Source organism: Microbacterium oxydans (genome assembly GCF_000956405.1).
GTDB lineage: Bacteria > Actinomycetota > Actinomycetes > Actinomycetales > Microbacteriaceae > Microbacterium > Microbacterium oxydans_C.
Window position 1 is genome coordinate 1 of sequence record NZ_JYIV01000020.1, and the last position, 15,300, is coordinate 15,300.

Sequence of the window (15,300 nt, forward strand, 5' to 3'; positions counted from 1 at the left end):
CGACTTGCATGTGTTAAGCACGCCGCCAGCGTTCATCCTGAGCCAGGATCAAACTCTCCGTAAAAAAGAAATGCATACGAACCGGGGAAAAACCGGAACGCAGCGAGTTTGATGCTGACCAAAGAGATAAATCATTGCTGACTATCCGTTGCCAACCCCACAAGGAGGTTGGTCTTTGATCCAAAGGAATTCTCAACTAGCCGAAGCTAGACGAGGATAATTTGGCATTTGACAAGTGCACGCTGTTGAGTTCTCAAGGATCGGATGCTCCCACGACCCAGCCATCACAGCCAGGCCCGCAGGGCAACTTCTCTATCTTACCGATCTTGTTTCCGTTGTCAAGTCCGAGTTTCTTCGGCCTGACCGTGGGAACGGATCAGCATCCTTCATCCTGTTCACTCTGTGAGTGTGTGGGATTCGGGAGGTGTTAGCTGCTTGACGGGAGCCGGTCCGAGGACCTCCGCTCAACCGTTTGGGGCGAACAAGTAATAAGTTACGCGGGTTCTGGGGTTCCGGCAAATCAGGGCTGACCGCCGGGCGTGTCGCGCGCCTACGCCCGCGGATCCGGGTGATTCTCCTGCCTCACCCGGCGCGCAAGGGTGTGCTCGTCACGTCGATGCTGCCGAAGGGGAAGGGACTGAAGACCGTCCACGACCCGGAGGTGAATCCCTCCAAGGGGATCTGGAAGAACCAGAAGAGGGAGACGATGATTGCGACCCCCACCAGCGCCGCGATTCCGATGGCTGCGCGGTTCAGTGTCCCGAGGGCAGAGGCTTCGTCGCTTGCCTTCATCACTCGCCCCAGCGTGATCAGCACGATCGCGGCGATGCCGATGTACACCATGGGGCTGGGACGGAGCGCCAGATCGATGCACACGGGCGCCTGGTCGGTCGACTGTCCGTCCGAGTCGATGAAGCCCCCGCTCCCGTCGAAGCCACCGGGGCAATAGCTCCTGCTGGCGACCATGAGTGAGGAGTACACGAAGACGGCGAGCAGTGTCGTGATCAGGACGCGGCGGATCTCCGCGACGATCTCGATGCCGGGAAGGCCCGTGGCAGCGGCGGTTGCCGACGTGGTCGGTGCGAGCGACATGAGGGCCTCCTTGGTGGGCGGTCGTCTCATGATGGCGCAGCATGTGGAGGGAGGGAAGAGTGCGTCCACCGGCGCCCGTGATCGGGCTCTCCCCTGCTCCCCGGAATATCGGTAGTGTTCGCCCAGAGCCTGAGCAGAAGGAGGGCAATGATGCCCGCAGCACCCCAGGGTTGGTACGCCGACCCCGAGCACCCCGCACAGCAGCAGCGCTGGTGGGACGGCACTCAATGGACGATGCACACCGCACCTGTGGGTCAAGCACCGACTGCGGCCGTAGCTGTGACTCCCGTCGAGGCCGTGCCCGCAGGGGCGAAGTCGTCTCGGATGAAGATCGTCCTCATCGTGGGAGCATTGGTGCTCGCCATCCTCCTGCTCACCCGCAGCCTGGGTGTCATCATGATCCTCGCAGGGCTGGTTCTCTTCTTCGTCGCCATCTATGGGATCGTGCGCGGCTCGGCGAAGCTCTTTCGCGTGCGCTCGCGCGGAGCGGCGTGGGCTGCTCTGGGGATCGCGTTCGTTCTGATGTTCGCGGGGTCCGGAGCGAACGCTGCCCTCGGCGGACCGGGTTCGGACACGACGAGCTCAGGATCGTCGTCGGACGCCAAGCCGTTCGTCTCCACGCAGACCGAGAAGCCGACTCCCTCTCCCAAGCCCACCACCTTCGAGGAGGTCGAAGAGTCGACGGTCGTTCCTTTCGAGCGGACGACGGCCGATGATCCGCAGCTCGACGTCGGACAGACCGCCATCACGACAGCCGGTGTCGACGGAACCAAGGTCACCACCTACCGCGTGACCTATGTGGACGGCGTGGAAGTGCTGCGCGAAGTCATCGGCGAGATCATCACCGTCGCTCCGGTGAACGAGGTGACATCGAACGGAACGCGACAGCCTGCGCCGGCACCGGTGCCTCTGGTGCAGCCCGCGACTCAGTGCCACTCGAGCTACGCCGGGGTGTGCGTGCCGATCGCGTCGGACGTGGACTGCGCGGGCGGGAGCGGGAACGGACCGGCGTATGTGCGCGGGCCGCTGCAGGTGGTGGGGCCGGATGTGTACGACCTCGACCGGGACGGTGACGGGATCGCCTGCGACTGAGACAGGCCTGCGCCACCACCCGTCGATACGCTAGTCCTCAGCGGGGGCGCGACGCCTCGGGGATCGGGGCCACAGCCTCAGAGGGAGTGCGCAATGACGGGTGAGACCTTCTCTGAAGACGAGTTCCGCAGTCAGTGGAAAGAGCAGGCGGATGAGATCGGCCGCTTCAACCTCGCCATCTTCGGCAAGACGGGTGTCGGGAAGTCGACGCTGATCAACGCGATCTTCGGCGAAGAGGTCGCTCCCACCGGAGTCGGCGAGCCCGTGACGATGGACGAGCATCTCTATATCCATCGTTCCGGCTTCCTCGGCCTGCTCGACACGCGTGGCCTCGAGATCGGCAAGGACACCGATGAGCTGATCCGCGAACTCGGCGACTACCTGAAGACGATGCGCCAGCGGCCTCTCTCCGAGCAGATCCACGTCGCCTGGTACTGCGTCCGGGCGACGGACCGACGGTTCGAGGACACCGAGGCGGAGTTCATCCGTCGCCTGCACGAGCTCGGCCTGCCCGTCGTCGCCGTCCTGACACAGGTGCCGTCTCGGAACGGCGAGTATCACGCCGACGCTCTGACCCTGGCGGATCACATCGCCGGGCTCGGCCTGCCGATCGTGGGCGGTCGTCCGATCCTGGTGATGTCGACGGCGGACGAGTTCACCGGCCAGGTGCAGCACGGGCTCACGGAGCTCGTGGATGCCACGTTTCGCGCAGCTCCCGAGGGTGTTGAAGCAGCGTTCGCAGCCGCCCAGAAAGTCGATCTGGCAAGAAAGCGCAAGCAAGCTCAAACAGTTGTCCGCGCGGCTGCCACGGCGGCGTTGACGGTCGGAGCGATCCCGATCCCCGTCGCGGACGCCGGTGTGCTCATCCCCATTCAGCTCGGGATGATGGCGAGGGTCGCGGCGATCTACGGCGTCAGGGTCGAGACCGCCACGATCGCGGCGACCGCGGCGACCGTCGCCGTCTCTGCCGCAGGACGAAGCGCCGTCGCCGGCCTCCTGAAGTTCATCCCCGGAGCGGGAACGGTGGTGGGTGGGGTGATCTCGGGCACCGTCGCCAGCACGTTCACCCTGGCGATCGGATACGCGTGGGCGGTGGTCTGCGGTGAACTCACGCAGGGTCGACTGCGAGGCGTCGATGGTGCGCTCGACAGCAACCTGGTCCGCGAGCTGTTCCAGACGCAGGTCGGCGTGTGGTTCAAGAAGGTGAGTGGCGGGCGGGGTTGAGCGGCGGTCCGCACCCAACCGAGGCGCCGCCACCCACCCTTCGGACTAGTCCTTGTATCTGCGAACGGCCTCGCGGATTCCATCCGCGTGCGCGTAGATCTCATCGAGCTCTTCGATCGCGTGCCGCGTCTCGACCTTATCCTCGTCCAACAGCCCCAGGTACTTCTGCTTCCCGTTGAAGTGAAGGCGGGCCACAGGCTTCCGGTTGTTGTCATCGAGCAGCACAGCGAAGTAGCTCTTCGCATCGCGGTGCGTGACGCGCTGCGGCTTGACCTCGCCACAGGCGATCGCCTTCACGATCTGGTAGCCCTCTAGCTCTTCGAGAGTGGTCTCAATCTCGGTGTCGCGGTCGAGGTCTGCTTCCGCGACCTCAGCACTCGTCGCCGGCGAAGGGTCTGACGTGTGCGTAATTCCGCTCACGCCGAGGGCGGTCTTCAATCGATCATTCACGCGCTCGTTCAGGAACTGGTGCGCAGCTTTGCCAACCAGCCCAGTGAACTGCTGCCGCACTTTCTGTGTGTAAGAGCCGTCGTAGACACGCGTTGCGAAGAACTTGATCCACTCGTCCGTCGGCTCGCGGAATTGGCTTGCAATCTCTCGCTTCAGAGCTCCGATGTACTTGAGCTCCTCCGCCGCGCTGATGATCGAGTCGAGGTCGAAACTCTCCTTGCTCAGCTTCTGGATCTCGGGAATCAAAGTCTCGTCGATGTCCAGCAGGTCGAGGACAAGGAACGGCTTTGCATCCATGCGGTTCGGAGCATCGAGGTCTGTGTAGAAGTGCCAGACAACACCGTTCGTCAGAACTGCGATGCGCGCGTTCGTGACGGCGAAGTAGCGGAAGAGCTGCGAAGCGTGCTCGATCTTGAGGGATCCCATCGATGGCTTGCACTCGATGAGGATCTGAACCTCGCTGTCGCGCATGATGGCGTAGTCAATCTTCTCGCCCTTCTTGGTCCCGACGTCGGCCGTGAACTCGGGGACGACCTCCAGCGGGTCGAAGACGTCATAGCCAAGAATCGTCGAGATGAACGGCATGACGAATGCGTTCTTCGTCGCCTCCTCCGTCCCGATCGCCGTCGCCTGGTTCTTCACCTTCGTTGCGAGGGAATCGAGACGCTCTGAAAACTCCACCGTTACTCCGCTCTTCGTTGAACACGCTTTAGTCCAGACGATAGCGGACCTTGGGGTGAAGCATGTGCGGTGCGGCATATCGATATGCTGCGTCGCGTGAGCTCTACGACGCCGGCCCGACTCTCGCTCGAACTGAACGTCACCCAGAAGCGAATCCGCGCCTTCCTTCGGGAGCAATACGGCAGGCTGCCCGAAAGCCTCAATCGATGGGAACTCGAGGACAGTCAGGCTGACGCGGTGCGGGCTCAGTTCGATCGGCAGCTCCGACCCACCGACCCGATTGTCTGGGCATTGGAGATCGGCGACACTGTGCTGCGGCGAGAGTTGCACGCTGCCTACAGGGGTCAAGAGCAGGGCGGGATCATCACGCCCAAGTCGATTCCCGACATACTCGTCATCACTAGCCCGGAAAGCGGAGCGAGGCACGGGTACGACGCCTTTGAAGGGCTGCAGGGAGACGGTTCCTTTCTCTACACGGGCGAAGGTCAGTACGGTCCGCAAGTATTCGCCCGCGGGAACGCTGCGCTTCGAGACGCCGCCGTAAACGGCCGCCCCATCCGCCTGTTCACAAAACAGGGCACCTACGTCACCTACGTAGGGGAGTTCACCACCGGCGAGCCAGCGTTCAGTATCGAGACAATCCCGGACTCCGACGGGAATCCTCGCGAAGGAATCATCTTCAAGCTCGTTCCGGTTGACGCCGATGTGGAAGCACTCGATGCGCCATCCGCGCCCGCCCCAGAAAGCGCGCAGACCTGCTATTGGACACCTCCCGAGTCTTCGTCGTACGTCATCGGAGCACCACTCATCCCTGGCGAGCGCGTCGTCTCCCGAATCGAGTTCAAGTTGCAGACGGAATTCGGGCAGTGGGTCAAGTCTCGTGGTCAGACGCCTCAGCGCCTTCGCCTGAGCTCCGCAGGAGCCACGATCGAGCCCGATCTCTACGTCTCGGAGTCAGGCTGGGTCGTCGAAGCGAAGAAGTCGCCCGCTCGCGAATATGTCCGCACCGCGATTGGACAAGTCCTCGACTACTCCCGGCTGGTTCGGGAGTCCGGCAGGCCCGGAATCCCCGTCATCCTGCTTCCCAGCAGACCAATCGCTCACCTCGAAGCCTTGCTGTCCGATCTGGGCATCCTCCTAGTCGTCCGCGATGACGAGGGGTTCGTGGTCATCGATTAAGGTCCCCGGCTGCAAGTTCCGCGACTGCAGGCAGGTCCGGGGCAGCCCAATCGAGATCAGGTAGGTCGCTATGAGTAACCCAACGCAGTTCATCATGGTCGAGACTCTGCGTCGGTGGCTCTCCAAGCAGCCTGGCGCGAAGACAAATCAGGCGGATCGTGCTCTCGCCGACCCGGGTCTCATCGGTTCGAAGTGGGGCGATGACCTCGATGGAGGTGCTGAGCTCTTCTTGTATCTCTCGAACTAAAGCCTCGCTATTCGTCTCACCCTTTTCGAGTTTGCCCCCGGGAAACTCCCACTTCCCTCCAGCCGCCTTCTCAAGTCGACGGCGGCACGCGAGGATCTTGCCGTCATGCTCGATGACGGCTGCAACGACCTCAATAACTCGGCTCTCGCTCACTACGCCTCCGGAAGCAAGCTAACAGGGAGTGCTCTCGGGCCCCTACCCCGACCCTGCTAGCGTCGCATCATGCCGTCGCCGCAGACTCTCGCCGCCCTCCGCGCCTTCGTAGCTGAGCGCGACTGGGATCAATTCCACTCGCCGGAGAACCTCGCCAAGAGCATCTCGATTGAGGCCGGCGAACTCCTCGAGTGCTTCCAGTGGTCGCCTGACTTCGAGCAGGACCAGGTGGAAGCGGAGCTCGCGGATGTCGTCACCTACTGCATCCACCTCGCGAACAAGATCGGCGTAGACCTCGACGACATCATCATGAAGAAGTTGGAGTCGACGAAGGCGAAGTATCCCGTCGAGCTGGCCAAGGGCCGCATGACCAAGTACACCAAGCTTTCCGAGGCGCCGGAGTGACAGATTTCAGCATCCAGCGCCTCCCTTTCCGCCGCGACGCCGTTGATACGTGGGCGCGCGACGACGCCCGGCACACTAATTGGCCTGTTGTCTATGTAATCGAAGGCGACGCCCAGCGCAGCTCTCCTGGACTCTACGTCGGCGAGACAGTGAGCGCTGCCACCCGCATGCGTCAGCACCTCGCCGGCTCGAAGAAGAACGAGTCGCTTGAGTCGATCCGCGTCGTCGTGGATCACACGTTCAACAAGTCAGTCTGTCTCGACCTTGAATCGCATCTCATTCGCTGGTTCTCGGGCGACGGCCAGTACCGCATCCTCAATGGCAACGACGGTCTGACAGATGCTCAGTACTACGACCGCGCCCTCTACCGTGAGTCCTTCCGCGACGTGTTCGAGGCGCTACGCGCAGAGGGACTCTTCTCGCGCAGCATCCCGCAAATCGAGAACTCCGACCTGTTCAAGCTTTCGCCCTTCAAAGCGCTGACCGATGACCAAGGCATCGCGATCATGGACATCCTGGAAGGTCTGCTCGAAGATCTTCAGGACCCCGGCGCTCGGTCGACGCTGGTAGTCCAAGGCGATCCGGGGACTGGCAAGACGATCATCGCGATCTTCCTGATGAAGTTGCTCGCCGATATCCGGGACTACGACGACCGCGACGGAGTCGAGCCGGACTCGATGTTCTCGGAGTTCTTCGTCCCCGAGAATCGCGAGCTGCTCAAAACTCTTCGCATGGCTCTCGTGATCCCACAGCAGTCTCTGCGAATGTCGGTGAAGAAGGTCTTCAAGAAGACCCCCAAGCTCGATGCTGCGATGGTGATGTCACCGTTCCAGCTCGGTGAATCGGACGAGACTTTCGACCTCGTCCTCGTCGACGAGACCCATCGCCTCGGACAACGAGCCAACCAAGCATCAGGCGTGCAAAACAAGAAGTTCCGGGAGATCAACGAGGCGCTGTTCGGAAGCGACGACCCTCGCCACACTCAGCTCGACTGGATCAAGGCTCGGAGCAAGCATCGGCTCCTGCTCGTCGATGGGGAGCAGAGTGTGCGACCTCATGATCTTTCCCCGGCGGCACTTAGTACAGAGATCGCCGGAGCGAAGGACGCGCACCGCTTCTTCCGGCTGACGACCCAGATGCGCGTGCAGGCTGGCGCAGACTATGTCGAGTTCGTGCGCGCCGTCCTGCGGGATGAAGCGCGGTCGCTCCCTGACCTCGGCGAGTATGAGCTCCGCCTCTTCGACAACCTCGGAGAGATGCGCGATGCCATCCGCCAGAAGGATGCCGAGGTAGGCCTTTCCCGCCTCGTCGCAGGCTACGCGTGGGATTGGGTGTCAAAGAAGAACCCTGACGCCTTCGACATCGAGCTTGACGGTGAGCGACTGCGGTGGAACGGCACGGATAGGGACTGGATCAACTCGAAGGGGTCACTTGAGGAAGTCGGCTCGATCCACACCGTGCAGGGATACGACCTGAACTACGCCGGCGTCATCATAGGTCCGGACCTCCGCCTCGACCCGGCAACTGGGAGGATCGTTGCTGATCGCGAGAGCTATCGGGACAAGAAGGGCAAGGAGAACACCGGGCACCTGAAGCATGCATTCGGGGACGGCGACCTGCTGACGTTCATCCGGAACATCTATGGAGTGCTGTTGACGCGGGGGATGCGTGGAACTTACATCTACGTGTGCGATCCAGCCCTGAGAGAGCGGCTGGCGGCGCTCATCCTCTAGCTCCGTCTCCACTGAACCGCTCCCCCGACGCAACCTGTTGCGCCACCCGGCGCAACGCCAGCAACAACGGCTCCACCAACACCGACCCCAGCACCACGTACCGCACGGCCGCCTCCGCAGACTCCCCCGGCACCCCCGCAATCTCCGCCTCCGCAATCCGCCGCGCACTCGCGAGATACTCCGCCATCGCCGCATCCGGCACAATGAACCCGACGCGCTCCAACCCCTGCAGCGCCCGCGCGACCGCATGCAGTACCGCCTGATCGCACATCCCCGGCTTCCACCCGAGCCCCGCGACAAGAGCCTCAGCATCCGTCAAGTCCAGCGACTCATCCACCGGCGGAGTGATCGCCGCATGCGCTGCCCCCAGCAGCTCGTGCGCACTCTCCGGCGGATCATCCAGCGCCCCGAGCACCCGCCGCGTCTCGGCAATGCTCACCCCTGCGTCGAGCAGGGCCCGGATCACCCGCAGCCGCTCCACGTGCTTCTCGCCGTACGCGGCCTGAGTCGCAGACGACCGCTCACCCTCGGGCAGCAGCCCCTCGCGTAGGTAGTACTTGATCGTCGGCACGGTCACGCCGGTCTGGGCTGACAGTTCGGAAATCCTCATGGCCACCTCTTGACTTCGATAGTAGCGCTATCCATTATGGATAGCGACGCTATCCAATCAAGGAGACATCATGTCGAAAGTCATCACGGGCCGCATGACCCACCGCCACGAGGGCGAGCTCGTCGTGTTCCACATCGGGATGCAGATCAACCGCTGGTGGCGACCCGACCTGTGGATGCCGGCCTTCTTCGCCATGCCGGGGATGCTGCGCGAGCTCAGCACCGACCCCGACTCGGGCATGCTCGGCTACCACCTGCTCTTCGGCTCGGGCGGACCCTACGTCGTGCAGTACTGGTCATCCGTCGACAAGCTGTACGCCTACGCGTCCAGCCCGAACCAGCAGCACCGCCCCGCCTGGACCGCCTTCAACCGCGCAGCCCGAAAGGCTCCGGGAGCCGTGGGCGTCTGGCACGAGACCTTCCGCGTCGACACCGCGGAGAGCATCTACGTCTCGACGAAGCCGATGGGGCTGCCGAAGGCCACGGAACTCGTCCCCGTCGGCAAACGGCACGACCGAGCCCAGGCGCGGTTTGCAGACGGGCGGACGGGCACGTCACCCTCGGCACCGATCGAAGGTGAGCGCTCGGTCTAGGCCATCTTTTCCGCATCGTTCGCGGCTCGAGTCCACGTTCCGGAGCCCAGCACCATGCCCGCTTCGTCGGGTCCTCAAACGCGATGCGCGTCACAGCGTTGTTCCGTGCCTTGAGGAGGGGCCGATAGTCGCCGTCGGAGCGAGCCGTCTGAGCACCACCCCACGGCTGACTCGAACCGGCTCGGGTGCTCATGAGAGTGTACGACCCTTGCGGCAACGACGTCAGGGCGATGGCATCGCTCGCGTCTATGCACCACGCGACGAATCGTACTCATCGCCTTGTGGTCGCGGTTCGCACTCATCGCATGCTTCGGCCACGATCCGAGCGCTGCACCCGACCTTCCGGAGCACCCCAGGCCCTCCCGCCGAAACGGTCGTGACGGCAGTCAGCCCCGTTGGCTCCGAGCCTGACCCCGAGCAGGAACCGGGTCAGATGGAGAAGCTCCACGACGGACCGAGAAGCCCCGGCGCTCGCCTGGTCCGCGAGGAGAATGGCGAGTCCACCCCGGCTCCGCGTTCATGAACAGCGACCTCGAATATATTGCTTGTGCACTCATACGTGGTCTTCAATGGCTTCAACAGCGACAGTGAAGTCGACCGATTGAGGGGCAGCACATGAAGAAACGAATTCAGATCGCGGGGCTGATCACGACGCTCGCGATCGGTGCAACAGCACTCACGGGTGCATCGGCCACGCCGGCCGACGCCGGCTCGCTGACCTCCACCACGGCGAGCACCATCAGCACGAGCACGTCGAACTTCGGCCTTGCCGCCGCTGAGGACTCGGATTCACCCGACTGCGTCGCTTGCGGCGCCCCGATCAAGAAGGCCACGAAGGTGAGCGGCCCTGTCCTCATCTCGAAGAGCTTCGTCCGGTATCTGACCGGCGCCTGGGCCCGGTCGACCGGCTATTCGTGGAGCTCCGCCACCACCGTCAACGCCACCATCGATGCCAGCGTCGGCATTTCTGCAGCCGGCGCAGCCAGCAACCTCGGCGTCTCAGCGAGCGCGACCAGGAGCTACTCGATCACGGTCAACATCGCCGCAAGCAGCAGCAGGTACTCAAAGCTCGGGCTCGCATCCAACTTCAACCGCTACTACGTCAAGTCCACGTACTACCAGAACGGCACGCAGCTCCCCGGGTCCCCCTGGACCTACGGCTACCTGTACTCGCCCACCAACGATCAGTATCTCGTCGTGTACTACCAGTGACGTGAGCGGAGCAAGACGGATAGCGGAGGCCGCGATCGTGCTCGGCATGGTCCTGGCCTGCGCTACGGCCTGTGCGTCGGAAGCTGAACCCCCACGGAGCTCTCCGCCCTCGTTCGCCGTCACCTCGGCAGACGTGGTCCTCGCCGAGGGAGAGCCCTACCCCGTCAACCTCATCTTCATCGCGGAGGAGGGCGATCCGATCTGGACTGGCCTGACGGGCGTCGAGCTACCCGGCGACGCATCCGTCGGCCCTGGCCAGTTCGACATCATCCGAGGCGAAGGATCTGACGGCTTCCAGCTCGGCAACATCACCTTCGCGGTCGACGTCCCACCGAACGGCCTCTCTTTCACCTCCGTCGGTCTTGTCTACGAGGGTTCGACTGACCCCGTGCCGGTCGACGTCGGGTCGTGGACGTTCTCCGAGGCGTCGCGCGAAGAGTTCGCCACCGATGAGGCCAAAGCGGCTGTTGCGGCGATCGAAGGATGTACGCGCGCAGACCTTCCCGTTCCGGCGACAATGGCAGCGGTGAACGAGTTCCGCACAGGGTCAGCCGACGTGACAGCAGACGAGATCGTACTCAGCCCCGAAAACGGGGCGATCAGCGTGGACTTCTCCTGCACCGATGATGCGGACTTCTACGGCACTCGCTTCGCTCCCATCGCACTCGGATTCCAAGACATCGACGACGCCGATCTCCAGCGCATCCGACGACGTTAGGCGCCACCGCTAATCCGGAACCACATCACCGTGCCGCCTCGCTCAACACCGACCGACGCGGAACCCACTACCCTCACACCATGCCCACCGATCGCCCGCGCGCCTGGATCTTCGACGTCGACGGCACCCTCGCACTCATCGGCGACCGCTCGCCGTACGACATGCGCAACGTATCGATCGACACCCCGAACCACCCGGTCGTCGTCGCAGCTCAAGCGTTCGCCGCGCACCCCGACGTCGACGCGCTCATCGTGGTCTCGGGCCGCGACGAGACCGCCCGTCGCGCCACCGAGGCCTGGCTGACGTTCAACGAGATCCCGTTCGACCGCCTCCTGCTCCGCCGCACGGGCGACCAGCGCGCCGACAACATCGTCAAGGCCGAGATCTACGACGCCCACATCGAACCGCACTTCTCCGTGATCGGCGTGGTCGATGACCGCCGCAGCGTGGTCGAGATGTGGCGGTCCCGCGGACTGGTCTGCTTCCAGGTGGCCGAGGGAGATTTCTGAGGCCCACCCCTTCGCGTTCAGTGTTTCGACGCAATCCATTTCCCGGATCTGTGTCCTGTGCGCTGGTGGTCGTCCGTCGTCTGGGTAAGTAGATGTAGAAAGACCTGGAGGAGAACACATGCGCTACGTACTTTTCATCTGCACCGACCCCACCGCTGAGCCCTACGTCGAGGCCGAGGACAACGCCGGGGAGTGGGTGGCGTCGCTGCAGGACAGCGGCTCCTATGTCTTGGGCGACCGTCTGCGGCCTGTCGAAGACGCCACGACCGTGCGCGTCCGAGCTGGCGAGCGGATCGTGGCCGACGGACCGTTCACCGAGAGCCGCGAATGGATCGCCGGGTTCGACGTGATCGACGCCGACGACCTCGACGCCGCGATCGAGATCGCCGCCGCACACCCGATGGCCCGATTCGGCTTGGTGGAGGTGCGCCCCGTGTGGCCGCTCGGGTCGACGATGTGACCACCCCGGAGGAGTCGCCGGGCACTTTTCCGGATGCCATGGCCGCCGTGCGACACGTGGCGTCGATCGAGTACGGCCGTGTGGTCGCGAGCGTGATCGGCACAGTCCACGACTGGACTCTCGCCGAAGACGCCGTGCAGGACGCTCTGGCGCGAGCAGTCGAGCGGTGGCCAGGCGACGGGGTTCCGGCGAACCCCGCCGCCTGGGTCACGACCGTCGCCCGCCGCCGCGCGATCGACCTCGTCCGTCACGCTGACGCCGAGCGCCGGGCGGTGGCACGCCTGGAGCACGAGCCGCACCAGAGGTCCGACATCACCCCGAAAGCCGACGACCACGACGCGTTCCCGCACGGGGACGAGAGGCTGAAGCTGATCTTCACCGCCTGCCATCCCGCGCTGACCTTGGAAGCCCGCGCGGCGTTGACGCTCCGCACGGTCCTGAACGTGTCGATCGAACAGCTCGCCGCGATCTTCGCGGTCGCACCCGCGACGATGGAGAAGAGACTCGTGCGCGCTCGAGCCAAGATCGCGCACGCGAACATCCCGTACCGCGTTCCGGATGCCGCGCAGCTCGACAGTCGAAGTGCCAGCGTCTGCGAGGTTCTGTCCGCCCTGTTCACCATCGGCTATTCCGATCCGACGCTCCAGCCCGATCCCGGCGTCGAGGCGATCCGACTTGCTCGGCTGTGCCGGCAGCTACTCCCCGCGGATTCCCCGGCTCGACTCGAGTTCACGGGGCTTCTCGCCCTCCTGCTTCTTCAACACTCCCGCCGCGCAGCACGCACGACGACCGACGGCCTGTCCGTGCCGTTCGACGAACAGGATCGCGAACTGTGGGACGTCTCCGAGATCGAGGAAGGGCTGCGGCTTCTTGACGGCGCCGTAGACGAGGCGGCACGGGCGGGCATCCACGGCGGACGGCACCTCATCCGCGCCACCGTCGCGGCCGAGTACGTCCGCCCTGCCTCGGGGACGGAGATCGACCACGCCCGCATCGCCGACATCTATGGGGTGCTGGAACAGGTGGATGCATCGCCGTTCGTACGGCTGAACCGTGCGGTCGCCGTCGCGAACGCGGGACGACCGGCCGAAGCCCTCGCGCTGACGGAGGCGCTCGAGAGCTCGCTGGGAGGACACCACCTCTACTCAGCGGTGCGGGGAGATCTCCTGCAGCGCCTCAGGCGCGTCGAAGAAGCGAGATCCGCGTTTCGCGATGCCGCACGCACCGCCCCGACGGAACGCGAGCGACGGTCATACTCCCAGCACGCTGACGACATCGCCTCGGCGTCGACCTAGCCGGCACCAACCTAGCCGGCACCGAAGAGTCCGGCCGCTCCAGGCCTCCGATCCTCACCGCGATCGCTTCCATGCGATCGCGAGATCGGTCCTACTCACTGCATATCGACTCGAGAGCGATACCTGCCCCAGTCGCGGCACCGATGACGAGGAGGCCAGCGAAGATGTCCGCGAATATATTGCTTTGGTCCTCCTTTGCGAGCTTCTATGAGACAGGCGGGTCGATTCTGACATCCAGGAGGACTCATCATGAATCACCATCGAACGACCGCACTGAGATGCGAACCTCGAAGCTGGTTCGGCGTGATCACGGAACCCGGTCGCCAGTTGAGCGTGACGGTCGCGATGGGCTTGCTGATCGTGGCCGCGACGGTACTGTCCGTCCGCTTCCCCGAGCTCGGTTCCTGGCTCTTCGTTGCCACGGGGCTCCTTGCCGCCATGTGGTACGCCCACATGATGAAGCGGTGGCGAGCTGCACATGGTGATGAGGTACAGCGACGTCTCGGCCGCAGGATGCAACCCGTAGGAGCGATTGTGAAGCAACGAACGAGACGAGCAATGGTCGGCATAGGATTCGTCGGTGCCGGCGTCATCATCCTCGCCATCGTCATGGCGATTGCTGAGGGCTACATCTCAGACGCTGAGCACACGGCTGGGAACCTCGCACCTGCCGCTCTGACCGGCCTGCTTGGCGCATGCCTCATGCTCGTCGGCTTCGGGAGCATCCTCTTCCGAAAAGAGTGACCAAGGGCCTACAGCTCAGCTCATCCGGCCCCGCTGCCCGTCAGGGCGGCGGGGCCATCCCCTGCCCGCACACCGTTCGTGGCGCGGCGATCCGCCCCGAATCGGGCTACGGTACCGAGATGAACCAGTCGACCCCGACGATCGAAGCGCTGCACGCTCTCACGGACGCAGACGCCGAAGCAATCGCATCGCTCCTGGTACAGCTCTCCGCATCCGCGGCATTCGACCGCGCTCGAACCGAGGCGGTCATCGCGCACGAGGCGACGGAGCTCTTGGTTGCACGTGACTCTGGGCGCATCGTCGGCACCGCGACTCTCGTGACCGCACCTTCCCTGACCGGATTGCGCGGCCATGTCGAAGACGTCGTGGTCGACGAGGCGGCACGCGGGCGCGGCGTCGCGCGGCTCCTCCTGGAGCACATGACGCAGCTCGCGCAAGAGCGCGGAGTCCGGACGCTCGAGCTCACTTCCCGCCCATCCCGAGAATCCGCGCTGCGACTTTACGAGTCCGTCGGGTTCCACAGACGTGAGACGAACGTGCTCCGATTCACCCCCGCCACGGACTAGTTACCCACTCCGTGAAGCCCTCGATCGTCACGGCCTCGTTCGTGACTGACGCGAGCGTGCTTCGTCAATCGGTACTCCGCAACGCTGGTTGAGCACCGCGATCACACGATTGCCGAGGACCCATCCTCGATACCGGGCTCGTAGCCTGCGGCCGGGGTTGTCATCGCTCTCCACCACGATGACGATCGGTCGGGGCGGCACATCCCTCCCGACAGTTTCGCGTCAACACGTCGATCATGGCTTCCGTCGCGCCTTACGCGAGGCGACGGTCCACCCGGCGAGGTTCGATCCGGCGAGGAACGCGAGAAGTCCGATCACGAGGTAAGCGGGGAGCGCAT

The 15,300-nt window shown here is 64.0% G+C and carries 17 protein-coding genes and 1 rRNA gene; 13 read left to right on the forward strand and 5 right to left on the reverse strand.

Annotated features, from left to right (window positions below; translation table 11 throughout):
• Both RN51_RS04950 and RN51_RS04955 read right to left on the reverse strand, forming a co-directional pair.
• Window positions 1-64: ribosomal RNA gene (locus tag RN51_RS04950) — 16S ribosomal RNA — on the reverse strand; the annotation flags it as partial.
• A 518-nt stretch (window positions 65-582) separates the two neighbouring features.
• Complete coding sequence (locus RN51_RS04955; protein ID WP_045262950.1) at window positions 583-1,092, reverse strand: hypothetical protein; 510 nt, start codon at window positions 1,090-1,092, stop codon at window positions 583-585.
• Window positions 1,093-1,242: 150 nt separating this feature from the next.
• Between RN51_RS04955 and RN51_RS04960 the strand changes: the two genes are divergently transcribed.
• Window positions 1,243-2,184 (forward strand): G5 domain-containing protein, encoded by a 942-nt coding sequence (locus tag RN51_RS04960; RefSeq protein ID WP_231579221.1) that lies wholly within the window; start codon window positions 1,243-1,245, stop codon window positions 2,182-2,184.
• A 93-nt stretch (window positions 2,185-2,277) separates the two neighbouring features.
• Window positions 2,278-3,408 carry a GTPase family protein gene (locus tag RN51_RS04965; RefSeq protein ID WP_045262951.1) on the forward strand — a complete coding sequence of 377 codons (1,131 nt, stop codon included), beginning with the start codon at window positions 2,278-2,280 and terminating at the stop codon, window positions 3,406-3,408.
• 45 nt (window positions 3,409-3,453) lie between these two features.
• Here RN51_RS04965 and RN51_RS04970 read toward each other — a convergent pair whose 3' ends face one another.
• Window positions 3,454-4,539 carry a type I restriction endonuclease gene (locus RN51_RS04970; RefSeq protein WP_045262952.1) on the reverse strand — a complete coding sequence of 362 codons (1,086 nt, stop codon included), beginning with the start codon at window positions 4,537-4,539 and terminating at the stop codon, window positions 3,454-3,456.
• Window positions 4,540-4,635: 96 nt separating this feature from the next.
• Here RN51_RS04970 and RN51_RS04975 point away from each other — a divergent pair, with 96 nt between their 5' ends.
• Window positions 4,636-5,718 (forward strand): YDG/SRA domain-containing protein, encoded by a 1,083-nt coding sequence (locus tag RN51_RS04975; RefSeq protein WP_231579222.1) that lies wholly within the window; start codon window positions 4,636-4,638, stop codon window positions 5,716-5,718.
• Here RN51_RS04975 and RN51_RS18165 read toward each other — a convergent pair.
• Window positions 5,708-6,118 carry a (deoxy)nucleoside triphosphate pyrophosphohydrolase gene (locus RN51_RS18165; protein ID WP_082066422.1) on the reverse strand — a complete coding sequence of 137 codons (411 nt, stop codon included), beginning with the start codon at window positions 6,116-6,118 and terminating at the stop codon, window positions 5,708-5,710. The two genes, RN51_RS04975 and RN51_RS18165, sit on opposite strands and share 11 nt — an antisense overlap.
• A 69-nt stretch (window positions 6,119-6,187) precedes the next feature.
• Between RN51_RS18165 and RN51_RS04980 the strand changes: the two genes are divergently transcribed.
• On the forward strand, window positions 6,188-6,523 hold the full coding sequence (locus RN51_RS04980) for a nucleotide pyrophosphohydrolase (RefSeq protein ID WP_045262953.1): 336 nt from the start codon (window positions 6,188-6,190) through the stop codon (window positions 6,521-6,523).
• Window positions 6,520-8,256 carry a DUF2075 domain-containing protein gene (locus tag RN51_RS04985; RefSeq protein WP_045262954.1) on the forward strand — a complete coding sequence of 579 codons (1,737 nt, stop codon included), beginning with the start codon at window positions 6,520-6,522 and terminating at the stop codon, window positions 8,254-8,256. The genes RN51_RS04980 and RN51_RS04985 overlap by 4 nt, the downstream gene beginning before the upstream one ends.
• Here the strand turns inward: RN51_RS04985 and RN51_RS04990 are convergent.
• The gene (locus RN51_RS04990; protein WP_045262955.1) at window positions 8,246-8,866 is read right to left on the reverse strand and encodes a MerR family transcriptional regulator; all 621 of its coding nucleotides are present in this window, start codon (window positions 8,864-8,866) and stop codon (window positions 8,246-8,248) included. The two genes, RN51_RS04985 and RN51_RS04990, sit on opposite strands and share 11 nt — an antisense overlap.
• 70 nt (window positions 8,867-8,936) lie before the next feature.
• On the opposite strand from RN51_RS04990, the gene RN51_RS04995 reads away from it, so the two are divergent.
• From RN51_RS04995 to RN51_RS05030, 8 genes are all read left to right on the forward strand, one after another.
• Complete coding sequence (locus tag RN51_RS04995; protein WP_045262956.1) at window positions 8,937-9,458, forward strand: DUF4188 domain-containing protein; 522 nt, start codon at window positions 8,937-8,939, stop codon at window positions 9,456-9,458.
• A 615-nt stretch (window positions 9,459-10,073) separates the two neighbouring features.
• Entirely contained in the window at window positions 10,074-10,670 is a 597-nt protein-coding gene (locus tag RN51_RS05000) for a hypothetical protein (RefSeq protein ID WP_045262957.1), read from the forward strand.
• A gap of 1 nt (window position 10,671) precedes the next feature.
• Window positions 10,672-11,388, forward strand: a complete 717-nt coding sequence (locus tag RN51_RS05005; protein WP_156149095.1) for a hypothetical protein — start codon at window positions 10,672-10,674, stop codon at window positions 11,386-11,388.
• Between the two features lie 80 nt (window positions 11,389-11,468).
• On the forward strand, window positions 11,469-11,897 hold the full coding sequence (locus tag RN51_RS05010) for a hypothetical protein (protein WP_028501445.1): 429 nt from the start codon (window positions 11,469-11,471) through the stop codon (window positions 11,895-11,897).
• A 118-nt stretch (window positions 11,898-12,015) separates the two neighbouring features.
• Window positions 12,016-12,357: a YciI family protein gene (locus RN51_RS05015; RefSeq protein ID WP_017202934.1), complete on the forward strand. Its 342-nt coding sequence runs from the start codon at window positions 12,016-12,018 to the stop codon at window positions 12,355-12,357.
• Window positions 12,333-13,652 carry an RNA polymerase sigma factor gene (locus RN51_RS05020; protein WP_082066424.1) on the forward strand — a complete coding sequence of 440 codons (1,320 nt, stop codon included), beginning with the start codon at window positions 12,333-12,335 and terminating at the stop codon, window positions 13,650-13,652. The genes RN51_RS05015 and RN51_RS05020 overlap by 25 nt, the downstream gene beginning before the upstream one ends.
• A gap of 333 nt (window positions 13,653-13,985) precedes the next feature.
• Window positions 13,986-14,396 carry a hypothetical protein gene (locus RN51_RS05025; protein ID WP_156149096.1) on the forward strand — a complete coding sequence of 137 codons (411 nt, stop codon included), beginning with the start codon at window positions 13,986-13,988 and terminating at the stop codon, window positions 14,394-14,396.
• Between the two features lie 119 nt (window positions 14,397-14,515).
• Complete coding sequence (locus RN51_RS05030) at window positions 14,516-14,962, forward strand: GNAT family N-acetyltransferase (protein ID WP_045263052.1); 447 nt, start codon at window positions 14,516-14,518, stop codon at window positions 14,960-14,962.
• The last annotated feature ends 338 nt before the right edge of the window (window positions 14,963-15,300 follow it).